The organism is Clostridium sp. MSJ-8, assembly GCF_018918325.1.
In the GTDB taxonomy this organism is placed as follows: Bacteria; Bacillota; Clostridia; order Clostridiales; family Clostridiaceae; genus Clostridium.
On the sequence record NZ_JAHLQH010000047.1, the window covers coordinates 43,600 to 66,528 of the forward strand.

21 protein-coding genes are annotated in these 22,929 nt (G+C 27.8%); 17 read left to right on the top strand and 4 right to left on the bottom strand.

Features of this window, described 5'->3' with window-relative positions:
* The first annotated feature begins 25 nt into the window (after positions 1-25).
* The 11 genes from malQ (at position 26) to KQI77_RS10615 (ending at position 12,602) form a co-directional block, all read left to right on the top strand.
* Positions 26-1,573: a 4-alpha-glucanotransferase gene (malQ, locus tag KQI77_RS10565; RefSeq protein ID WP_367397304.1), complete on the top strand. Its 1,548-nt coding sequence runs from the start codon at positions 26-28 to the stop codon at positions 1,571-1,573.
* 232 nt (positions 1,574-1,805) lie between these two features.
* Positions 1,806-2,726 (top strand): aspartate carbamoyltransferase, encoded by a 921-nt coding sequence (gene pyrB / locus KQI77_RS10570; RefSeq protein WP_216390397.1) that lies wholly within the window; start codon positions 1,806-1,808, stop codon positions 2,724-2,726.
* Between the two features lies 1 nt (position 2,727).
* Complete coding sequence (locus KQI77_RS10575; RefSeq protein WP_216390398.1) at positions 2,728-3,165, top strand: aspartate carbamoyltransferase regulatory subunit; 438 nt, start codon at positions 2,728-2,730, stop codon at positions 3,163-3,165.
* A gap of 20 nt (positions 3,166-3,185) precedes the next feature.
* On the top strand, positions 3,186-4,454 hold the full coding sequence (locus KQI77_RS10580) for a dihydroorotase (protein ID WP_216390399.1): 1,269 nt from the start codon (positions 3,186-3,188) through the stop codon (positions 4,452-4,454).
* Between the two features lie 648 nt (positions 4,455-5,102).
* The gene (locus KQI77_RS10585) at positions 5,103-6,152 is read left to right on the top strand and encodes a lipopolysaccharide assembly protein LapB (protein WP_216390400.1); all 1,050 of its coding nucleotides are present in this window, start codon (positions 5,103-5,105) and stop codon (positions 6,150-6,152) included.
* Positions 6,153-6,154: 2 nt separating this feature from the next.
* Positions 6,155-6,691 carry a metalloprotease family protein gene (locus KQI77_RS10590; RefSeq protein WP_216390401.1) on the top strand — a complete coding sequence of 179 codons (537 nt, stop codon included), beginning with the start codon at positions 6,155-6,157 and terminating at the stop codon, positions 6,689-6,691.
* Between the two features lie 241 nt (positions 6,692-6,932).
* Positions 6,933-7,802 carry an orotidine-5'-phosphate decarboxylase gene (pyrF, locus tag KQI77_RS10595; RefSeq protein WP_216390402.1) on the top strand — a complete coding sequence of 290 codons (870 nt, stop codon included), beginning with the start codon at positions 6,933-6,935 and terminating at the stop codon, positions 7,800-7,802.
* 7 nt (positions 7,803-7,809) lie between these two features.
* Positions 7,810-8,553, top strand: a complete 744-nt coding sequence (locus KQI77_RS10600) for a dihydroorotate dehydrogenase electron transfer subunit (protein ID WP_216390423.1) — start codon at positions 7,810-7,812, stop codon at positions 8,551-8,553.
* A gap of 16 nt (positions 8,554-8,569) precedes the next feature.
* On the top strand, positions 8,570-9,466 hold the full coding sequence (locus KQI77_RS10605; protein WP_216390403.1) for a dihydroorotate dehydrogenase: 897 nt from the start codon (positions 8,570-8,572) through the stop codon (positions 9,464-9,466).
* Positions 9,467-9,536: 70 nt separating this feature from the next.
* On the top strand, positions 9,537-10,211 hold the full coding sequence (gene pyrE / locus KQI77_RS10610; protein WP_216390404.1) for an orotate phosphoribosyltransferase: 675 nt from the start codon (positions 9,537-9,539) through the stop codon (positions 10,209-10,211).
* Between the two features lie 891 nt (positions 10,212-11,102).
* Positions 11,103-12,602: a methyl-accepting chemotaxis protein gene (locus KQI77_RS10615; protein ID WP_216390405.1), complete on the top strand. Its 1,500-nt coding sequence runs from the start codon at positions 11,103-11,105 to the stop codon at positions 12,600-12,602.
* 563 nt (positions 12,603-13,165) lie between these two features.
* Here KQI77_RS10615 and KQI77_RS10620 read toward each other — a convergent pair.
* Positions 13,166-13,771 (bottom strand): 3'-5' exonuclease, encoded by a 606-nt coding sequence (locus KQI77_RS10620; RefSeq protein WP_216390406.1) that lies wholly within the window; start codon positions 13,769-13,771, stop codon positions 13,166-13,168.
* Between the two features lie 120 nt (positions 13,772-13,891).
* Here KQI77_RS10620 and KQI77_RS10625 point away from each other — a divergent pair, with 120 nt between their 5' ends.
* Together KQI77_RS10625 and KQI77_RS10630 are read left to right on the top strand one after the other, a co-directional pair.
* Entirely contained in the window at positions 13,892-14,845 is a 954-nt protein-coding gene (locus KQI77_RS10625) for an L-lactate dehydrogenase (RefSeq protein WP_216390407.1), read from the top strand.
* 71 nt (positions 14,846-14,916) lie between these two features.
* Entirely contained in the window at positions 14,917-15,345 is a 429-nt protein-coding gene (locus tag KQI77_RS10630) for a Fur family transcriptional regulator (protein ID WP_216390408.1), read from the top strand.
* A 170-nt stretch (positions 15,346-15,515) separates the two neighbouring features.
* Here the strand turns inward: KQI77_RS10630 and KQI77_RS10635 are convergent, their stop codons facing one another.
* Both KQI77_RS10635 and KQI77_RS10640 read right to left on the bottom strand, forming a co-directional pair.
* Positions 15,516-16,319, bottom strand: a complete 804-nt coding sequence (locus KQI77_RS10635) for a metal ABC transporter permease (protein WP_216390409.1) — start codon at positions 16,317-16,319, stop codon at positions 15,516-15,518.
* Positions 16,320-16,322: 3 nt separating this feature from the next.
* Complete coding sequence (locus KQI77_RS10640) at positions 16,323-16,979, bottom strand: metal ABC transporter ATP-binding protein (protein WP_216390410.1); 657 nt, start codon at positions 16,977-16,979, stop codon at positions 16,323-16,325.
* Between the two features lie 172 nt (positions 16,980-17,151).
* Between KQI77_RS10640 and KQI77_RS10645 the strand changes: the two genes are divergently transcribed.
* Positions 17,152-19,011, top strand: coding sequence for a hypothetical protein (locus KQI77_RS10645; RefSeq protein WP_216390411.1), 1,860 nt, complete (start codon positions 17,152-17,154; stop codon positions 19,009-19,011).
* A 70-nt stretch (positions 19,012-19,081) separates the two neighbouring features.
* Here KQI77_RS10645 and KQI77_RS10650 read toward each other — a convergent pair whose 3' ends face one another.
* Entirely contained in the window at positions 19,082-19,417 is a 336-nt protein-coding gene (locus KQI77_RS10650; protein WP_216390412.1) for a hypothetical protein, read from the bottom strand.
* Positions 19,418-19,557: 140 nt separating this feature from the next.
* Between KQI77_RS10650 and KQI77_RS10655 the strand changes: the two genes are divergently transcribed.
* The 3 genes from KQI77_RS10655 (at position 19,558) to KQI77_RS10665 (ending at position 22,848) form a co-directional block, all read left to right on the top strand.
* Positions 19,558-19,959, top strand: coding sequence for a DUF6762 family protein (locus KQI77_RS10655; RefSeq protein ID WP_216390413.1), 402 nt, complete (start codon positions 19,558-19,560; stop codon positions 19,957-19,959).
* Between the two features lie 15 nt (positions 19,960-19,974).
* Positions 19,975-21,759, top strand: a complete 1,785-nt coding sequence (gene pepF, locus KQI77_RS10660; RefSeq protein ID WP_216390414.1) for an oligoendopeptidase F — start codon at positions 19,975-19,977, stop codon at positions 21,757-21,759.
* Between the two features lie 72 nt (positions 21,760-21,831).
* Positions 21,832-22,848, top strand: coding sequence for a rhomboid family intramembrane serine protease (locus KQI77_RS10665; RefSeq protein ID WP_216390415.1), 1,017 nt, complete (start codon positions 21,832-21,834; stop codon positions 22,846-22,848).
* Positions 22,849-22,929: the final 81 nt, after the last annotated feature.

Sequence of the window (22,929 nt, forward strand, 5' to 3'; positions counted from 1 at the left end):
TTAGTAGTTTTGGCATAATAATATTATTGTTAATAAATATTATGATATAAAAGGAGAAAAAGGGATGAAGAGAGAAAGTGGAATAATAATGCATATAACATCTCTTCCTGGTGATTATGGAATAGGAACACTAGGAAGTGAAGCATATGATTTTGTAGATTTTTTAGTAAGTGCAGGACAAAAGTATTGGCAAATACTTCCTCTAACACAAACAGGATATGGAGATTCACCTTATCAAAGTTGTTGTGCATTTAGTGGTAATCCATATCTTATAGATTTAGACATTTTATGTGATGAAGGATTATTAGATAGAGAAGATTATGAAGAGGTTGACTTTGGAAATGATGAATTAGAAGTTGATTATGAAAAGATATTTAATAATAAGTTACCTATACTTAGAATTGCTTATGAAAATTCAAAGGAATTATATAGTGATGAAATAGAAGAGTTTAAAAAAGCTCAAAGTCATTGGATTAATGATTACGGATTATATATGGCCATTAAAGAAAAACTAGGTAACATAAGTTTGCTTAAATGGGAAGATGGTATTAGAAAAAGAAAAGAGGATGCAATAAATAAATACAAGATTGAATTGGAAGATGAAGTGAATTATTGGGTATTTATACAGTATATATTTTTTAAACAATGGAAGGATTTAAAAGAATATGCTAATTCTCAAGGCATTGAAATAATAGGAGATCTTCCTATATATGTAGCAGAAGATAGTGTTGATTTGTGGACTAATCCAGAATTATTTAAATTAGATGATAATCTTATCCCTGAAAAGGTTGCAGGATGCCCTCCAGATGCTTTTTCAGAAACAGGTCAATTGTGGGGAAATCCTATATATGATTGGGAGAAACAAAAAGAAGATGGATATAAATGGTGGACTCAAAGGTTTAAATCAGCTAGGGAGCTATATGATGTTATAAGAATAGATCACTTTAGAGGATTTGAAGCTTTTTGGCAAGTTCCTTATGGTGATAAAACAGCAGAAAATGGTGAATGGGTGAAAGGACCTAATGTTGAGTTTTTTGAAACTATAGAAAAGAAGTTAGGAAAATTAAATATAATTGCAGAAGATCTTGGATTCATGACAGATGATTTGGAGGAATTTAGAGACAATTCAGGATATCCTGGAATGAGGTTACTTCAGTTTGCATTTGATGTGGATAGTGAATCTGGAAGTGATATGCCATATTTACCACATAATTATATACCTAATTGTGTTGCTTATACAGGGACTCATGACAATGACACTGTTATGGGATGGTTTGATGAATCTGGTTCTGTAGAAGAAATAGAATATTGTATTAATTATTTAAAGCTTACTGAAGATGAGGGATATAACTGGGGATTTATTAGAGGAATATGGAGTAGTGTAGCTAATATAGCAATAGCTCAAATGCAGGATTTCTTAGGATATGGTAGTGAAGCAAGAATGAATATTCCATCTTCATTAGGTTGGTGGAAATGGAGAGTTTCAAAGGATGACTTAACAGAAGAATTAAGTGAACAAATATATGAATTGACTGATATGTATGGAAGACTTAATAGAACTATAGAAGAATGATTAATGTTAGAATTGACAACCTAGATTATTGATGATATCCTTAAATGTAAGAAAACCTTTAAGATGATCCAGAGAGATCAATAAGGAAGAAAATAATTATATGCGATTGTTAACATTGGGATTATTATGCCTTCCTTGATAGTTATTAAGGAAGGCATTTGTTTTACATATTATGAAAGTATATCAATTTTAATATTATAACTTTCTAAGAAAAAAGGAGTGATCAATTCATATGAATAATAAACATTTAATCGATCCTATGGACTTTTCTGTAGAAGAACTAGATGAGATATTTAAACTTGCACAAGATATAATAAAAGATCCTCAAAAGTATTCTAAAATATGTGATGGCAAGATATTGGCTACACTATTTTATGAACCTAGCACAAGAACAAGATTTAGTTTTGAAGCAGCAATGATGAGACTAGGTGGAAAAATATTGGGATTTTCAGAACCTAATTCAAGTTCTGCATCTAAGGGTGAAACAATAGCAGATACTATCAGAATGGTATCTATATATACAGACATAATTGCTATGAGACATCCAAAAGAAGGTTCAGCAAGAGTTGCTAGTATGTTTTCAAGAGTACCTATAATAAATGCTGGTGATGGTGGACATCAACATCCTACTCAAACATTAGCAGATCTTCTAACAATAGAATGTTTGAAGAAAGGATTAAGAGGCCATACTATAGGAATATGTGGAGACTTAAAATTCGGTAGAACAGTTCATTCATTAATAAAGGCAATGAGCAGATATGAAGATACAAGATTTATACTTATATCACCTAAAGAATTAAGAGTACCACAATACATAAAAGAAGAGGTTATAGAAAAGCATAATATAGAATATAGAGAAGTTGAAAGATTAGAAGATGTAATAAATGAAGTAGATATTTTATATATGACTAGAATTCAAAAAGAAAGATTCTTTAATGAAGAAGAATATTTAAGATTAAAGGACAGCTATATTTTAGATGCAGACAAGATGAAGTTAGCAAAGGAAGATATGATAGTTATGCATCCACTTCCAAGAGTTAATGAGATATCTATGGAGGTAGATAGTGACAAGAGAGCTGCTTATTTTAAAGAAGCTGAGTATGCTATGTATGTGAGAATGGCACTTATATGTAAGTTGTTGGGGGTGGCATAATATGTTAGAGATAACAAGTTTAAGAAATGGATTAGTAATAGATCATATAGAAGCAGGAATGGGTGTTAAGATATTTGATTATCTTAATCTAGATAAGACAGATCATAGAGTAGCACTTATAATAAATGCAGAGAGCAAGAATTTAGGTAGAAAAGATATAATAAAAATAGAGCGTGAAAAATGTGAAGAAATAGATTATACAGTATTAGGATTGTTATCACCAAGTATAACTATAAATGAAATTAAGAATGAAGTTATAGTTAGAAAGATAAAACCTCAACTACCAAAGAGGGTTGAAAATATCTTAAAATGTAATAATCCTAATTGTATTACTAGTACAGAAAAATATGTGCCACATTCATTTATATTAGTAGATGCAGAAAAAGGAACTTATAGATGTGAATATTGTGATCACATAACAAAATTATCAGAGGTTTAGAGTATAAGGAGAATAAATATATGATACTTATAAAATCAGGAAGACTAATAGACCCTAAGACTGATAGAGATGAAGTTGTAGACATAATAATAAAAGAAGATAAAATATATAAGATAGGACATTTTGAAGTAAGTTCAGAATATGAAAGAATAATCGATGCTAAAAATAAGATAATTGCTCCAGGACTTATAGATGTACATGTTCATTTTAGAGATCCCGGATTCACATATAAAGAAGATATAGATACAGGAGCTAAATCAGCAGCAGCAGGTGGATTTACAACAGTTGTTTGTATGGCTAATACTAGTCCTATATTAGATAATGTAGAAACACTAGAATATTTTTTAGACAAAGCTAAAGATACAAATATAAATGTTAAAACTGTAGCTGCTATTACTAAGGAATTTAAAGGAAAAGAATTAGTGGATATGAATAAACTTCTCTCTAAAGGTGTAGTTGGATTTAGTGATGATGGCTTACCTATAAGAGATTCAAAGGTAATAATGGAAGCTATGAATAAAGCAAAAGAATTAGATGTACCGCTTAGTTTTCATGAAGAAGATCCAAACCTTATAGGCGTGGCTGGAGTAAATGATGGAAATGTGTCTAAACAATTAGGTTTTATAGGAGCAAGTAATTCAGCTGAAGATGTATTAGTTGCTAGGGATTGTATGTTAGCACTTAAAACAGGAGCTAAGGTAGATATTCAACATATTAGTTCGGGTAATTCAGTAGATATGATTAGATTTATAAAGTCATTAGGAGCAAATGTATATGCAGAAGCAACTCCACATCATTTTTCGTTAACAGAAGAAGCAGTATTAGAACATGGAACACTTGCAAAGATGAATCCGCCTCTTAGAACTGAAGAAGATAAACATAAGATAATAGAAGGATTAAAGGATGGAACTATAGAAATAATAGCAACTGATCATGCTCCTCATAGCATTGATGAGAAAAATAGAGAATTTGCAAAATCTCCAAGTGGAATAATAGGACTAGAAACTTCACTTGCACTAGGAATTACTAACTTAGTTAAGAAAAAACATTTGTCATTAATGAAATTAATAGAGAAAATGACAATAAACCCTGCAAGATTATATAATTTCGATGCAGGATATATAGCTGAAGGATGTAAAGCTGATATAGTTATATTTGATGAAGATGAAGAATGGATAGTCCCTAATAAGTTTGAATCAAAAGCTGTTAATACACCATTTATAGGAGAAAAATTATTAGGAAAAGTTAAGTATACTATATGTAATGGAAAAGTAGTATTCGAATCTTAAAACTAATAGACTTTTGTATATGATTTTCAATAAATTTGTAGTTGGATAACTTATGTTTCACAATAATTAATATCAAAATTATATGGTTAAGTAAATAATATGATATGTATAAAATCCAATGTTATTTGGTATAATTAATATTATGTTTATTATTAGTATCAATATTATATGTTTTCATAAATAGCATAATTTCATTAAGTATTTCTAAATATAAAAAAATTAAGGTAGCTAAATGTTGTAAACTCACTAAAGTTCAAACAGTACAACATTTTAAACGCTACCTTAATTTTTTTATCATTAATAAATCCTACAATTCATTATGAAGATTTATTCAAAGCAATAATATTGATACTAAAAAAGAAAATCATAATATTAGCATCATCAAATAACATTGGATTTTTCATTATAATAATATTACTTTGCTTAAATCAATAATTTGATATTAATTAACTTAAAAGATAAGTAATCAAAAAAATATATTCAATAATTTTTTTAGTAAGAATTACTGAAGACTTAATAAGATACTTGTTAATAATATAGATATATTAAAGATCACCATAAAGCTTTAATCACAAATATTTTGTTGACAGATACAAACTTTATAAGTTAATATATTTAACTGTAAATATATTAAATAGGGGGATAAAAATGGAAGAAAATAATTGGTTGTGTAAAAAGTGTGGATACAATCCAATAGATCGTTCAGAGTCTAAGTATTCTATATTATGTACTAGTTGTAGGGAAGAACATAAAAAGTATCCTATATCGAAAGCTGTTATTATTGGAATTACAATAGTTTTAGCTATAGTATTAGTTTTATCATTTACAATTTTACCTCAATCAATAAAGGAATATAGGGCTCATAATGAAAGTTATGATGAGCTATGGGAGGGAAATTATCAAGTACTTATGGATGTAAAGGATGATTTAAACCTAAATGTAGTAGAAGCAGCAGAAATATATGCATCAGCTATGAACAAGGGACAATATGATTTTGCAATTGAAGTATTTAATAAGTATTTAGCAAATAAAAAAGTGAGTGATCCAACATATAATATTGTTATGTCATATGATGATGATATGAAAACATATTGTGATACTGTTGATAATATTATGAGTATACAAAATTTAGTTTCAGAAGACACTTCGATGGAAGAATATTATGCTTTAGTTAAAAATGAAATAAATAATATGATTGAAAGTAATAATTACAATACTGGTGTATGCTATTATTACTTAGGATTACTTACAGAAGATCAGCAAGAAGCTAAAGGTTATTATGAAAAAGCTGTTGAAAATGATGAAAAGTTCCAAGATAGTAGAGTTGAATTAGCTACTATATATAGAAGAGAAGGAGATATAAGCACTGCAGAAGATATGTATAGTAAAGCTCTTTCTATAGATGATAGTAATGCGGGAGCATTTAGAGGATTAGCTATAATTAAGTTATTATCTAATGATACCGAGGAAGCTGTAAAACTTGCTGAAGAAGCCTATAAATGTAACAGAAGTGCATCTTATGTATATGAAACTTTAATAATTGCATTAGCAAAGAATGGACAAGTTAAAGAGGCAGAAAAATATATAAAAGAATATGAAAGCTTAGGTGGTGTAATAGAAGAAGATACACAAGAGCTTTTAGATGATAAGATGTCATTAGAAGATTATTATATAAATGATAAGGGGGAAGATATGTAATTATGTTTGTTATACCAGGATTTATAATATCATTAGTTACTTTTCCAGGAGTAATAGTACATGAGTTAGCACATCAGATATTTTGTATGCTTATGAAAGTTCCAGTTTATGATGTTAAGTATTTTCAATTAAAAAATCCAGCAGGATATGTTCTTCATGAAAGATCTGAAAGACCCGGGGCTAATATATTAATATCTATAGGACCATTTATAGTTAATACATTGTTAGGTGCTATAATAATGCTTCCTGTATCTATAAGATTAGTACAGTTAAATTATAGAGATCCATTAACTATAATTCTAGCATGGATTGGAATATCGATATTGATAAATTCATTTCCTAGTACTGGGGATGCAAAATCATTGATTACAGATGTTTTGAAGAATAAAGAAGTTTCAATATTATTTAGAGTAATAGTAGCTCCAATTATTTTCCTTATATATATAGGGGCTATAGGATCAGCAATATGGCTTGATTTACTATATGCCATTGCTATTACTGTATTAGAAGGAACCATTGTAGCAAAAATGTTTTTATAAACCAATCATTAAATGATTAGAAATTTAAAATTAAGTAATAGACTTGACTAAAATGCTAGTAAGAAATGTAATTGACAATGTGTAAAAATAGTGTTATTATAATAAAAATTATGCCTTTAATTTGATACGAGATATCAACAAGGAAGAGAAATTATAATAGTATTTATGTAAGTTTTATTAGGATTATTATGCCTTCCTTTAATATATTTAAAGGAAGGCTTTTTTTGTAGGAGGTTTTCTTATGACAATAATGGATAAATTGTATAAAAGAGTTGAAGAAAGAGGAGTAGTGTGTGTTGGGTTAGATACATCACTAGATTATGTGCCTGAATTTATTAAGGAAGGTAAATCAGCAGAAGATGCTATAGTAGAATTTAACAAAGGAATAATAGATGCAACTAAGGATATAGCAGCATGTTTTAAGGTTCAGATTGCATATTATGAAGCATTAGGAATAGCAGGAATGATGGCTTATAAGAGAACTTTAGATTATTTAAGAGAAAATGATTGTATAATTATTGCAGATATAAAAAGAGGAGATATAGCAGCTACAGCAACTCAATATGCAAAAGCACATTTTGAAGGAGACTTTGAAGCAGACTTTATAACATTAAGTCCATATATGGGAATGGATAGTATAGAACCTTATTTACCTTATTTAGAATCAGGCAATAAAGGAGTTTTCACTCTTGTAAGAACTTCTAATAAGGGAGCAGAAGATATAGAATATCTTGATTTAGATAATGGAGAAAAGTTATATACAGCTGTTGGAGATAAATTGATGAAAATGGGAGAAAACCTTATATCTGAATGTGGATATCATCCAATAGGTGGAGTAATAGGATGTACTCATACTGAAGAAGGAGTTGCATTAAGAAAGAGATTTAATAGTATGTTTTTCTTAATACCTGGATATGGTGCACAAGGTGGAAAGGCTGAAGATGTTGCATTATATCTTAATAATGGTAATGGTGGAGTAGTAAATTCATCTAGAGGAATATTGTTAGCATATAGAAAGGCAAATAGACCTGAAAAGGATTATGCAGTATGTGCAAGAGAAGAATCAATAAGAATGCGTGATGAATTAAGAAATGCAGTAAATAATCTATAGGAGGAATATAAAGGTGAATTATAAAAAAGCTAAAGTGCTATATAATGAAAAAGTTATAGATAATATATATAAGATGGTATGTGAAGACGATAATGAAGTTAAAGCTGGACAATTCTATATGTTAAAGTTACAAGGACAAACACTTTTACCAAGACCAATAAGCATATGTGAGAAAGATGATAAGACTATAACATTTTTATATGCAGTAGTAGGAACAGGAACAGAAGAATATTCAGAATTAAAAGCAGGGGATTATATAAATTTAAATGGACCTTTAGGAAATGGATTTGATTTAGAAAAGGATTATGGTAAGGTAGCATTAGTATGTGGGGGTATAGGAACTGCTCCTATGGTGGAACTTGCAAAGAGATTAAGAAATAAAAATAAAGATCAAGTAATAGATGTGTATGCTGGATTTAGGGATAATGTATATTTGACAGAAGAATTAGAAAAATATGCAGATAAAGTTAATATAACTACTAATACAGGAAAACATGGTCATAAAGGATTCGTTACTGAAATATTAAAACCAGAAGAATATGATACAGTATTATGTTGCGGACCAGAAGTTATGATGAAGGCTGTAATAGATATGTGTAAAGAGAAGAATGTAAAAATATATGTATCTATGGAAAAACATATGGCATGTGGAGTAGGAGCATGCTTGGTATGTACATGTAAAACTCAAGATGGATTTAAGAGAACATGTAAAGATGGTCCAGTATTTGACGGATATTATGTAGAATTATAATAGTGAGGTGAGTATAGTGTTACAGGTAAATATAAACGGCGTAGAATTTAAGAATCCAGTTATTGCAGCTTCAGGAACTTTTGGTTTTGGTGCTGAATATAACAATTATTATGATGTAGGTATCTTAGGTGGTATATCTTCAAAAGGATTAACTATAAATAAAAAACAAGGTAATGAAGGAATAAGAGTAGTAGAAACACCTTCAGGTATGATGAATTCTGTAGGATTAAATAATCCAGGAATTGACGCATTTATTGCAGAAGAATTACCTAAAATGAAGAAGTTAAATACAAACATTCTTGCTAATGTAGGTGGAGGATGTTATGAAGATTATGCAGCAGCAATAGAGAAGATAAATAATACTGATGTAGATATAATAGAATTAAATATATCTTGTCCAAACGTAAAGCATGGTGGAATGGCTTATGGAATTAAAGCTGATGTTGCTTATGAATTTGTAAAGGAAATAAAGAAAATAGCTAAAAAACCCCTTATGGTTAAGTTATCACCAAATGCAGAAAACATCGTAGAAATGGCATTAAAATGTGAAGAGGCAGGAGCTGATTCATTAAGTCTTATTAATACTTTAAAAGGAATGGCTATAGATGTGTATAAGAGAAAGCCTGTATTTAATAATGTCTATGCTGGATTATCAGGCCCAGCTGTAAAACCAGTAGCACTTAGAATGGTACATGAAGTTGCACATGCTGTAGAAATTCCAGTAGTTGGTCTAGGTGGTATAGCTAGTGGAAAAGATGCCATAGAATTTATGATGGCTGGAGCAAGTGCTATTCAGATAGGAACTATTAATTTTGCTAATCCTTTAGCAGGAAAAGAAATAATAGAAGAGATGGAACAATTCTGTAAGGAACAAGGAATAAAAGATATAAATGAAATTGTAGGAATAGTTTAGAGTTTTAATTACAATTTGTATAATATGTTACAATAGAAATAAAATAATAAAAAATGGAGGAATTTTAATAATGCAACAATACAAAAAAGATTTTATTGAATTTATGATTGAATCAGGAGTACTTACTTTTGGAGATTTTATAACAAAGAGCGGAAGAAAATCACCATTCTTCGTAAATACAGGAAATTATCAAACAGGAAGTCAATTAAAAAGATTAGGAGAATTCTATGCAGCAGCTATAAAAGAAAACTTCGATGAAGACTTCCAAATAGTATTTGGACCAGCATATAAAGGAATTCCATTAAGCGTAACAGTAACAATGGCATTAGCAGATAAGTACGGAATAGATGTTAGATATTGTTCTAACAGAAAAGAAGTAAAGGATCATGGAGATACAGGAATTCTTTTAGGTAGTAAATTAAAGGATGGAGATAAAGTATTAATAACTGAAGATGTAACTACATCTGGTAAATCTATATATGAAACAATGCCTATCTTAAAAGAACAAGCTAATGTAGATGTTGTTGGTTTAGTTATATCAGTAAATAGAATGGAAAAAGGACAAGGAGAGGAATCTGCCTTAGTTGAATTAGAGAAGAAGTATGGCTTCAAAACTTGCGCTATAGTTACTATGGAAGAAGTTATAGAATATTTGTATAATAAGCCTTTAAATGGAAAAATTATAATTGATGATGCAATGAAGGCTAAAATTGATGAATATTACGCACAATACGGAGCAAAATAATATAATACGTATAAAATCCAATGTTATTTGGTTTGATTAATATTATGTTTATAATTAGTATCAATATTATATGTTTTCATAAATAGCATAATTTCATTAAGGATTTCTAAATATAAAAAAATTAAGGCATTATTGTTAGATAACTTATATTTTACAATAATTAATATCAAAATTATATGTTTAAGTAAATAATATAATATCATTAAGTATTTACTAATATAATAAAAAAGAGTAAAGATCCCTAAATACTATAAACTCGCAAAAGCTCAGACAGTATAGTATTTTTAACGGGATCTTTACTTTTTTATTATAAGAAATACTAAATTTTATTATAGATAATTTACTTAAATCAATAATTTGATATTAATTAACTTAAAAGATAAGTAATCAAAAAAGATTAATTCAATAATTTTTTTTACTAGAAATTCTGAAGCCATAAGATACTTTCAGACAATACAGATACACTAAAAATCACCATAACGATTAGATAATTAAAATAGAAGTGATTTGATGGAACAAAGCCTTTTTGCTAGGGTAGAATTAATAATATTTAGAATATATAAAATACTATGAGAAATTGAAGGTCAGTATGAATAAAATTGAGCAAACTGCTTTGTGAAATCAATATCATTCTATTTTAATATGCTTAGTGGAAGTAACCATTATTGTTAAGGTTAGAATTATAGGTAGATATAGAATAATATAACCATGAAGAATTACAGATTAGTATAAATAATATGGAACAATCGGTTACTGAAACTAATACTATTATATTTTAATGTATTATTTTAATGTAGAAACATGTCGCACGAAATTCATGTGAATTATTTCAAAGTGATATAAAAAATTAAAAAATAAAAACGAAATAATAAACATGGAGGGTGATTGAGTATGAAAAAAGAAATAAGTGATCAACATAGAATAAATAGAATGGTATTAATTATGACAAGTGCAATATTTGTATTTTTATTTCTGGGGATATTAGGATATTTTGCAACAGCAATAAGAGATGGAAGTAAGATGGTTAAAGCTACTATATTAGTTATTGCAATGATAGCAATAATAGTTACTAATATTATTGTCTATAAAAAGTATCCAGAAGATGATAAGTTAAAACATACATCTTTAATTGGTTTTGGTATAGCATATGTACTTCAATTATTTGTAAGTCATAGTGATGCCGGATTTACAGTAGCATTTGCTGTTAGTGTTATATTTATATTGTATAATGATGTGAAGATTTTGAAACATGCAACTATCGGAGCAATTGTTGTAAATGTAATATATGTATTGTACTTATGCTTTTATAAGAAATCAATGCCATCAGGTAATCCTTTAGATGCAGGAACATTAGTGCTACAATTGTTAGTGGTAATATTTCATTTTGAAATATTAAGTTGGGTTACTAAAGTCACTCAGGGATTATACAAAAAGAAAAATTCAGAAATAGTTACAGAAATGAATAAAAGTAAAGAACTTTTAAATGATGTATTAAAGATTTCTTCAGTAGTCAAGGATACTTCTACTGAAGTTAATAAAGTTATAGAAGATTTAAATGATGCAACTAATACAACATCAGATGCATTAGGTGAAATATCAAAAGGAAATGCTGTTAACACTGAAAGCATCTCTAAACAAACAATAATGACAGATAATATACAAGGATTAATTACAGCTACAAAAACTAAATCTGAAGAAATGGTTACCTTTGCAAATGAATCCTTAAAAGCTGTAACATTAGGAAGAGAAGCTGTTAATAATCTTAAAAAGAAGAGTGAAGATATAAAAGAAGAGAATAAGGTAGTAGTAAATTCTATGAAGAAGCTTATTTCTAATGCAGAGGATGTAGAAAAGATAACTAATGAAATATTTGATATATCTAATCAAACTAATTTATTAGCATTAAATGCATCTATAGAAAGTGCAAGAGCAGGAGAAGCTGGTAAGGGATTTGCAGTAGTAGCAGAAGAAATAAGAGTCCTAGCAGATCAAACTAGACAATTAACAGAAAGTATAGGCAATATTGTTGGGGAGTTACAAGAAAATGCCAACTTAACTAGAACGACAATAAAAGGAGTATTAGAAGTAACTGGAGAAGAAGAAGGATTAATAGGAGAAACTGAAGAAAAATTTATAAATATAAGTAATAAAATAAATTTATTACATAACAATGTAAAAGATATAAATAGTGGAATAAGCAATATATTAGAATCAAATAATACTATAGTTGATAGTATTAATCAGATATCAGCAGTAAGTGAGGAGCTAACTGCTAATACTTCAGAGGCTGTTAAATTAGGTAAATCTAATAGAGAAAAAACTGAAAAGACTCAAGAATTAATGAAAGAGTTAGTTAATGCAACTGAAGAACTTAATAAATATATTTTATAGTAGCTAAATTAATAAAGAAAATAGAAAAATAATATTTGATGATAAAAAAATATTTACAATGAGTGAATTGTAGTATAAAATCATTATGTTATAAGATTTTATTATATTTTTTTAGGGGCATAATAATTATAAACAAGAATTTACTATTAATTAGTATATTTGGCTATGATTTTAAATACACTTGGGGAATAAACCGAGTGTATTTTTGTTTTTATGGTAAATTATTCTTGTGTATAAATATTATTACATATGAAGAAAATGATTTTTAGGGAAAGGGCATAAGATAGATTTATTTTGATAAATATTGAAAAATATATAATAAAATTGTATAATATATATGAAATAATAATTATTGCTAAAGAATAGTAATTATTAATTAAGAATTTAAGATTGGAAATTTAAAATTAGGATTGTTAATTAAGAATTGAAAATTGAGAATTCTAAATTGCAAATCATAAAGGTATAAAAAAAGGACCGAATAAAATCAGTCCTAATAAATTATTGCATATCAGTAATAAGAGTTAAGGTTTTATTATAAGTAATTATTTTTATTATATAATGACTTATAACCTAGAAGAGAAGTATCCCGGTGGGATATATCCTTGTTTAATACCTTCAATTATTAACAAATAAGTAGCAGTTGTATCAAAACGAGCATCATGATAGTTTCCACTACCCTGGAATAATTCGTTTGCTTTTTCTGTTATCTGTTCTTTAGAGATGTGCAAGAAATTTACTACTTCTTCTAGCTTTGGATTTTTTATTTCACCATTGGCTTTAGGTATTTTACAGATATTAATATAATAATGCATTGTACAGAAGATATTCTTAGGGGTAAATTCAATTCCCATACCTTCTAGTTCATGCTTAAGGAACTTTATATCAAAATTGACATTATGACCAATTATAAAGTCTGCTTCGATGAAGTCATTTATAAATTCTTCTAGATAATCTTCGAAGTATTGTCCATTAGATAGTTCATAAAGTTTCTGAAGAGAGAAACCGTGAACAGCTTCGGCGTTAGGGTCCATTTCTTCAACAGTAAAGAAAAAGTTTTTTCCAATAGTACGTTGGGGTTTTGATGAAGCATCTATAGTAATATAACTTAATTGGCATATTTGGCCTGGTTTTATGCTAGTTGTTTCAGTATCGAAAACTAATAATTTCATTAATCAATCCTCCTATTCTGAAAATATTATATCATAAAAAATAATTTATATTTATTGAATAGGAATAATAAATTAATGGAAAACTAAAAATATCTATGAAAACACAAGGAGGAAGTTAATATGGTTCGTGAAACAAGTAGAAAAGTATCAATAGTTGGGGCAGGATTTGTTGGATCAACTATAGCATACGCATTAATGAATAGTGGTATAGCAACAGAGATATGCATCTATGATATTAACATGGATAAAGCATTAGGAGAGGTTTTAGATTTAGTTCATGGTAAGTCTTTAGTTAAACCAGTTAATATTTATGCAGGTGGAATAGATGAAACAAAAGATTCAGATATAGTTATCATAACAGCAGGAGCCAACCAAAAAGAAGGAGAAACTAGACTAGATCTTATAGATAAGAATTATAAGATATTCCAAGGTTTTGTTCCTGATATAGCGAAGTATAGCCCTAACGCTATATTATTAGTAGTATCTAATCCAGCAGATGTATTAGCATATATAACTTATAAGTTATCTGGATTCCCAAAAGAAAGAGTTATTGGTTCAGGTACAGTTTTAGATACATCTAGATATAAGTACGTATTAGGAAAATATTTCGAAGTAAATGACAACAACATTCATGGATATATAATAGGAGAACATGGAGATAGTTCAGTTACTACATGGAGCTGTGCTAGAGTAGGAGGAACTCCTATAGACACTTATGCTAAGGCTAAGAATTTAGAATGGGATGATGAGATAAAGGATGTAGTATCTCAAGACGTAATAAGAGCAGCATATGAAGTTATCAACAGAAAGGGAGCTACTTATTTCGCAATAGGTCTTGCTGTTAATAGAATAGTTGAAGCTATATTTAGAGATGAGAACTCAATTCTTACAGTTTCTAGTCTTTTTGAAGGTCAATATGGAATAGATGATATATATTTAGCTATTCCAACTATCTTAAATAGACATGGAGCAAAAGAAATAGTACCTTTAGAGTTAGATAAAGCAGAAGAAGAAAAATTAAAATCTTCAGCAGATACATTAAAGAAACACATAAGCAAATGTTTAAACAAGTAAATGAAATAACCTTGAGTATGTGCTATAATTAACTTAATAAATTATTAATTATAGATGTAGGTGAGAGTACTATGGATTATTGTAATCTCTTAAAAAATAACAATCTTAAGGTTACAAAAGGTAGAATAGAAATATTAAAAATTCTATTTCAATACAAAAAAGATTTGACTGCAGATTTTATATATCTAGAAACTAAAAAACATGGTGTAGAAGTAAATCAGAGTACTGTATATAGAGCACTAGAAGTATTTGAAGAGAAGAATATAGTAGAGAAGTACCCATTACAAGATGGAGTATTTGCTTATGATGTAGTAGAAGATGCACACAAGCATTTACTTAAATGTTCTATATGTCATAAAGAAATAGAGATACCATGTCCTATGAGGCAATTATCTGCATTAGTGAAGAGTGAAACAGGATTTACATTGAACGAACATGACCTTGTATTAGAAGGGGTATGTGAGGAATGTAGTCATAAGAAGAAAAAACAAAATCGTTAAGGCTCCGTAGTGCCTTGGCGATTTTGTTTTTAATCCTAAATTTTATATCTAAGTCAAGTAATTGTTGATGATATAGATATTATTTTAAGTACTTATTGTCTTTTCCATGAAAATGTTGATGCTCTTAAGTATTAACATAATTATAGTGAAAAAATAATTTGACTTTATTATTAATTATTTTCGCCTATTGTAAATCTAGAAATAATGAGAGTAATAATTAATACAGTTACAGAGGTTATAGCTATAGTACCACCTGCAGCACTATTTAGGTAATAAGCAAGTACCAAACCTAACATTATATCTATAAAGCCAAATACTACAGAAGCAATTAATGTTTTCTTAAAGTTAAATCTTAGCTGCATAGCAGTTGCAACAGGAACCACAAGTATAGAAGATATAACCATAACTCCCATTATTTTTATAGATAATGAAATAGTAGCACCTACTAAGATAGTAAATAAGTAATTTATAAGTTTAACATTTATTCCTGCGGCCTTTGCACCATCTTCATCAAAAGTAACATATAAGAGTTTATTGAATATAATTGCTAATATAATTAATGTGATAACCCCAGATATAGCCATTATTAATAAGTCTTCCCTAGAAACAGTTAATATGCTACCAAATAATATTGAATTAACCTTTGTGCTAGCTTTTCCTGTACTTATGAATATAATTGCTAAACCTAAACTAAAGGTTAACACAATAGACATAACTAGTTCAGCGTATTTTTTGAAGTATCCACGAAGAAGTTCTATTATAAGAGCACATAATGTTGTAAATATAAAAGCTGATAGAATAGGGTGAATACCTAATACTAATCCTATTGCAACACCTGCAAAAGATGAATGGGATAATGTATCTCCAATCATAGAATTTCTACGTAGAACAATGAATAATCCTACTATAGGACATAAAATCGAAACAATAAGTCCTGCCATAAATGCATTTTGCATAAATTGTAAATGAAGCATAGTTTAAGCACCTTCCATTTCTAGTTTTTTCTTGAATTCGCTACAGGATTGTAGTGTTATAGTACCTTTATTAAAATGTAAAATATCTGTTGAATACTTAAGTGCTACATCTAGGTTATGTTCAATAGATATAATTGTTGTATGTTCATTTTTGTTTAACTTCGTAAGAAGTGAGTATATATCTAGCTGAGTCTTATAATCAACACCAGTAGAAGGTTCATCTAATATAATTAAATCAGGATTACCCATAAGAGCACGAGCAATAAATATTCTTTGTCTCTGACCTCCAGATAGGTTACCTATAAGTCTATTTCTATATTCAGTCATTTTAACTATCTCTAGAACTCTATCTATCTCTGAATTATCTAGTTTTAATATATTTGCATGAGTTTTAAGGACTTCATAAACTGATATAGGAAATTGAGAATTAAATCCATCAACTCTTTGAGGAACATAAGATAATTTTTTTGTATCTATAGTAATATTTCCTGAAATAGGAGACAATAATCCTAATATAAGTTTAATTAAGGTGGTTTTGCTACTACCATTTTCCCCTAGTATTGATAAATACATTCCTTGCTTAATAGTTAGATTTAAATTATTAATAAGCATAGGGGAGTTTTTTTCATAGCTAAAACATAAATTGTTTATTCTAATCATAAAATCACTCCTAAAAAATAAATCCTTAAATATTATACAACTATTTGCAAGTGATTTGCAATTATGAATGCGAAAATAAATATTTTGTTAATATGAAATTAAATGGTAATTATATTAATTTTATTAACCGAAAATATTTATAGACATATAAAATAAAGGTGGATGATATATTATGAAGAAAAGTTTTAAATTTATTAGTAGTTTATTTTTAGCAGTATCACTATCATTATCTTTTGTAGGTTGTGAAAATAAAAAAGAAACAAATACAAAGGAACTTAATAAAACAGAGATAAGATATTCAAATAAATTATTCTTATATGATAAAAATAATGATGATGTATATGATTTGCAAGATAAAAAAGATAGAGAAAAAATAACAAGTGAAGTTAAAGCAATTATATTTTCTGATGCGTTGAAGAAATATATTGTACAATATAATGATAATAGTTTATGTACTTTAGATTCGAAAGGAAACAAAGAAATTGTATCAAGTGACATATCTTGCTATAAGATAGATTATGCAGGAAATATTTATTATACTACAAACAACAATGAACTATACATAAAAGAAAAAAATAAAGAACAAGAAAAAATTGCTAATGATGTTGCTAGTTTTAAAATAATAAAAAACAATATGATTTCATATTTAGATACTGAGAATAATTTATATATAAAAAATACTGATTTTGATAAAAATAAAATAGGTTCAGATGTATCTATATATGATATAAGTAGTAATGGAAAATATGCAATGTATGTTTCTAATAATGAATTGTATTATTATAGTATAGAAAATAATGAAAAGGAAAAACTTGTTGAAGCATGTAATGATTCTCCGTTTATGTTAACAAATGATGGAAAAGCTGTGTTTATAACAGATTATGATGAACAAAATAAAAAAGGCGAATTATATTGTAAGGATTTTAAGAAAGATAAAGTTAAGATAGCTTCAGATGTTACCCAATTTATAGCTAATAATGATTCAGTATATTATATAAATAGTGATGATAATTTGAACTATAAAAAATATACAGAAACAAGTAGTAAGAATGTACTAAATGATGTTGTAGAATTAAATTATAAAAATGATTATATTTATTGTTATGATGCTAAAAACGATATATATTTTATATCTAATAATGGTGATAAGAAAAGTAAAATTGGTAATGATGTAAAGAAATACATTGTTGGAGATGATGCAATATCATATATAAATAGTAACAATGAAATATATATTAGCAAAAATGGTAAAAAGGCAGAAAAAATAATTGATGATGTGGATAATTATTCAAAGGTTGAATTTAATGGGGAAAAATTATTTGAGAATATATTAAATGTTGAAAATATCAAGGGATGTTATAAATATACAGATACTCAAGCAAATGTAGATCGATATATTAGAATTTCAGATGATAATTCTATTACAATAGCAAGTTTTGATAAAGGAAGTTCAAGTAATCCATTTAATATAGTTTCAGCTGATAGTAGCTCTATAACTATTAATTATGGTAATAATCAGACTATGCAATTTAAAGATAACGATGGACAAATAAGTGCAAATATAAATAAAACAGAAGTGAGTTTGACAGATATAAATGAAAGTGATTTTTCTAATATTCAGTCAACTATTAATTTAGTTTATTCAATTGCAGCTAATAGGTTTGGTGAAGAAATGGTAATGTATATTGGTGAAAGTAATATTGATGGAGTTCAATATCATAATTATGCTACTGCAGAAGGAGATCAAAGTTCAGAAATTTATATAAATGATAAAGGACAAGCATATCGAAATGTTTCTGGTGTACTTATTGATGCAAACGGACAAGATATTATATCTCAAGATCAAGCTTATGAAATTGCTAGGGAATATGCTATGGAATCTTATGGAAAAACTCCATCATATATTACTTTAGAGTCTGAAGATAATGAAGAATATGTTTTTCATTTATATGATGTTGTAGAGAATCATAATGCAACTTGGAATTGGTATAGTGTAGATAAACGTACAGGTACAGTTTCACCAATGTTTTAAAAAATAATTAATTAAAAATAAAAAATGAAGGTGTCATATTAAAAATGTTATGACATCTTTATTTTTTACTTTATTCTAGATATGAATTCTCTAGTTTCCATACACCATCAGAATCTTTTATAAAGTGGCATTCTAAAGTTAATTTTTTATGAGGAGAATCTTTGCTTAATCCATATGCTTTTATTACTTTCTTGTTTTTGTTTGAGAATATAATATAATTATCTTGTACTCGTAGAAGTGGGTAAGGTGCAGAGGAATTTGTAAGATAGTAATTAACAGAGTAATCGAAGTTTTTACATTTTGAAGTGATATAAATTTTTTGGATAAATATAGATAAAATGAGTAATACTAAAATTAATAGAGAGGTTCTTATTATTTTTTTAAAAATTTTCTTGTTAGATTTCATATTCAACCTTCTGGAAATTATTACAACATAATTTTAACATGAAATTTCTTAATAATAAACAATATTTACTATAAAATGTTGCAATAACTATAGAATAAATTTTATAATTATAAAAAGACTTTGTGAAAGGAAGAGTGATAATGGATTTTTCAAGTTTAGTTATAATGGAGAAAGACAAGGAAACAGGATATATTAAGAAGGAATTAGGAAGCTTTGAAGTAACAGAAGGTGCAGTATATGTAACTAAGTTATATGAAATAGATGGAATAGTATATTTATATTTTGATACAGAGAGAGATGTAGAGGAATGGGAATATTCAGCTATATATGATTTGTTTAATACAGAGGTGTTTGAAGAAGCTGGCTTTAAAATAACTGAAGATGATGATGAATATAATCCTACATTTATACTAGAAATGCCTTATAAAGAAGAACATGGAGAGATGAAAGAATTATTAGATAGAGCAGTAGAACTTATAGAACAAGAAATGAATAATGTGTTTAAGGCAATAGAAGGAAAAGAAGAAGAATACGTAGATTAAGAGGGAGGTATCTATATGGCAGTACAATTACGTAGTGAGATAGATGATAAATATAAATGGAAATTAAACAAGATATATAGTACAGATGAAGAATGGGAAGAAGAATTCAAGAATCTGAAGGTGGAGAGTCCTAAGCTACAAGAATTTTCAGGAAAATTAAATGATAAAGAAGAAATTCTTAAATATTTTAAATTCTCAGAGAAAGTTTCTAGAAATGCTGAGAAATTATATGTTTATGCTCACATGAAGTGTGATGAAGATACTACTAATCAGAAATATCAAGGAATGATGAACAGAATTGATGGGTTTATGGCAGAGCTTGGAAGTTATGCGTCTTTCTTTGTACCAGAGATTTTATCATTACAAGATGGATTTATAGAAGGGTTATTAAGAGATGATAATAGATTTAAACAATATGATTTCTTATTAATGGATATCTTGAAAGAAAAACCTCATGTATTAACTAAAGACATGGAACAATTATTAGCTCTTGCATCAGATTGTCTAGATGCACCTAGTAGCATACATAATATGCTTACAAATGCTGATATGACTTTTGGAGATATTATCAATGAGGATGGAGAAACTGTAGAATTAACAGAAGGTAATTATTCATCTTTTATAAAGAGCACAGATAGAAAGGTAAGAGAAACAGCATTTAAACAATTGTTTGGAGAATATGAAAAGCTTCAAAATACCTTTGCAACTACTTTAAGTAGCTCAATAAAGAGCTTTAACTTTTCATCAAGGGTTCGTAAGTATGAATCACCATTACAATCATCATTAGCACCTAATGATATACCAGTTTCAGTATATGAAAATTCAATAAAAACTTTAAATGATAATATGGAATCATTACATAGATATGTAGCTATAAAAAAGAAATTATTATCATTAGATGAAATACACATGTATGATTTATATGTTCCTGTTATAGAAACACCTAAGGATCATGTTGAATTTGACGATGCAGTTAAAATAGCAAATGCAGCACTAAAACCATTAGGAGAAGAATATCTAAGTATATTTAACAAAGGAATAGAAAGTGGATGGATAGATATATATCAGAATAAAGGCAAACGAGGAGGAGCTTATTCTTGGGGTAGTTACGACACAATGCCTTACGTATTGCTTAATTATAACTATGAGCTTAATGATGTATCTACATTAGTTCATGAAATGGGGCATTCTTTACATTCTTATTACTCTAGAAAAGAACAACCATATCATTATGCAGACTATACATTATTTTGTGCAGAAGTAGCTTCTACTACTAATGAAGCACTTCTTATACATTATTTGATAGACAACGAGACTGATAGAAATAAAAAATTATATCTAATTAATCAAGAGTTAGAGCAGATAAGAACAACTGTATTTAGACAATTAATGTTTGCTGAATTTGAATTATATACACATGATGCATTATACAAAGGAGAGTCTTTAACAGTAGAGGATTTTAATTCTGTATGGCTAGATTTAAATAAGAAATATTTTGGACCTGATATGGTAGTAGATGATGAGATTAAGATAGAATGGGCTAGAATACCTCATTTTTATTCTGATTATTATGTATACCAATATGCAACTGGTTATGCAGCAGCTTCTGCATTTGCAAATTCTATACTAAAAGGTCAAGAAAATGCTTTAGATAAATATAAAGGATTCTTAAAGATGGGTGGAAGTAAGTATCCTATAGATATATTGAAGATAGCAGGAGTAGATATGACAACTTCAGCACCACTAGAGGCAACTATTGCTAGATTCAATGAACTATTAGATATGTTAGAAGAATTATAGAATACAATTTTAATATTAAAACTAAAAAGGTAGATATGTCTACCTTTTTAGTTTTATGGAGAAGGTGATTTAATGAGAAATTTAAAAAATAAAATAATTAATTATCTTACTAACGGACAAGGATTTGTTATTGAGAGTTTCAGAAATTCAGAAGGAAACATTGATTATATAGCTATTAAAGAAGTTCAAAATGGAGAATATGCAGTTATTATAAATGATGATTATAATGATATGGTTAATACTCAAGCAGCAATTAATTTTTTGGATAGTAGAGGAAGACATTACAATTTAAATAGAATAGTATTATCTAATAGAGGATATGCAGAGAAAATATATAATACAAAGAGATGTGTTGTAAATGAGAATAACGGAAATATTATATATTGCGATGAGAGATGTGATGTATTAGCTAGGATAGTTAGTATAGTTTCTTATAATAATAAAGGAAATAGTAATTATAAAAGTGTAATATCTTCTGATATATTGCAAGATAAAACAGTTATAACAACACTTGTAATAATTGGTTTGAATGTCCTTATGTATATTATAAGTGCAATTAAATCAGGAAACTTATTTAATATAGATGCACAAACGCTAGTTAATATGGGAGGACAAGTAGGAATATACATTAAAAGCTTAAATGAATGGTGGCGTTTATTTACATGTATATTTCTTCATGGTGGTATTATACATTTGTTATGTAATATGTTTTCACTATTTTATTTAGGACCACAGATAGAGAGAATATTCGGAAGAGTTAAATTTATAATAATATATATATTGTCAGGAATAGGAGCATCATTATTTAGTTATTATGTTAATTTATCTAAAGAAAATTTATATACAGTTTCTATAGGTGCATCTGGAGCAATATTTGGATTGTTAGGAGCATTGTTGATGTTTTTTATACTTAATAGAAATAATGTTAATAGAAGAGCAATTACTGATATAGGTACAATAGTGGTTTTGAATTTGTTTATAGGTTTTAGTTCATCAGGAATAGATAATGCTGCTCACATAGGTGGATTAATTATAGGAGCTATTTGTGCATTTATATTTTCCAAATTACTTAATTCTAAAAGAGCTTAGATATTAGGATAAGATAAAGATTTTTTTGAAATAATAAATGTATTGAGCTATAATGAAAATATTCGAAGTTTAAACAAGGAG

What these genes read in the sequence shown, in the direction of transcription:
- pepF (WP_216390414.1), top strand. Translation starts at nt 19,975, where the DNA reads ATGGCAGTACAATTACGTAGTGAGATAGATGATAAATATAAATGGAAA.
- KQI77_RS10620 (WP_216390406.1), bottom strand. Translation starts at nt 13,771, where the DNA reads ATGAAATTATTAGTTTTCGATACTGAAACAACTAGCATAAAACCAGGC.
- pyrE (WP_216390404.1), top strand. Translation starts at nt 9,537, where the DNA reads ATGCAACAATACAAAAAAGATTTTATTGAATTTATGATTGAATCAGGA.
- KQI77_RS10655 (WP_216390413.1), top strand. Translation starts at nt 19,558, where the DNA reads ATGGATTTTTCAAGTTTAGTTATAATGGAGAAAGACAAGGAAACAGGA.
- KQI77_RS10615 (WP_216390405.1), top strand. Translation starts at nt 11,103, where the DNA reads ATGAAAAAAGAAATAAGTGATCAACATAGAATAAATAGAATGGTATTA.
- KQI77_RS10635 (WP_216390409.1), bottom strand. Translation starts at nt 16,319, where the DNA reads ATGCTTCATTTACAATTTATGCAAAATGCATTTATGGCAGGACTTATT.
- KQI77_RS10625 (WP_216390407.1), top strand. Translation starts at nt 13,892, where the DNA reads ATGGTTCGTGAAACAAGTAGAAAAGTATCAATAGTTGGGGCAGGATTT.
- KQI77_RS10580 (WP_216390399.1), top strand. Translation starts at nt 3,186, where the DNA reads ATGATACTTATAAAATCAGGAAGACTAATAGACCCTAAGACTGATAGA.
- KQI77_RS10590 (WP_216390401.1), top strand. Translation starts at nt 6,155, where the DNA reads ATGTTTGTTATACCAGGATTTATAATATCATTAGTTACTTTTCCAGGA.
- KQI77_RS10650 (WP_216390412.1), bottom strand. Translation starts at nt 19,417, where the DNA reads ATGAAATCTAACAAGAAAATTTTTAAAAAAATAATAAGAACCTCTCTA.
- KQI77_RS10665 (WP_216390415.1), top strand. Translation starts at nt 21,832, where the DNA reads ATGAGAAATTTAAAAAATAAAATAATTAATTATCTTACTAACGGACAA.
- pyrB (WP_216390397.1), top strand. Translation starts at nt 1,806, where the DNA reads ATGAATAATAAACATTTAATCGATCCTATGGACTTTTCTGTAGAAGAA.
- pyrF (WP_216390402.1), top strand. Translation starts at nt 6,933, where the DNA reads ATGACAATAATGGATAAATTGTATAAAAGAGTTGAAGAAAGAGGAGTA.
- KQI77_RS10585 (WP_216390400.1), top strand. Translation starts at nt 5,103, where the DNA reads ATGGAAGAAAATAATTGGTTGTGTAAAAAGTGTGGATACAATCCAATA.
- KQI77_RS10640 (WP_216390410.1), bottom strand. Translation starts at nt 16,979, where the DNA reads ATGATTAGAATAAACAATTTATGTTTTAGCTATGAAAAAAACTCCCCT.
- KQI77_RS10575 (WP_216390398.1), top strand. Translation starts at nt 2,728, where the DNA reads ATGTTAGAGATAACAAGTTTAAGAAATGGATTAGTAATAGATCATATA.
- KQI77_RS10645 (WP_216390411.1), top strand. Translation starts at nt 17,152, where the DNA reads ATGAAGAAAAGTTTTAAATTTATTAGTAGTTTATTTTTAGCAGTATCA.
- KQI77_RS10630 (WP_216390408.1), top strand. Translation starts at nt 14,917, where the DNA reads ATGGATTATTGTAATCTCTTAAAAAATAACAATCTTAAGGTTACAAAA.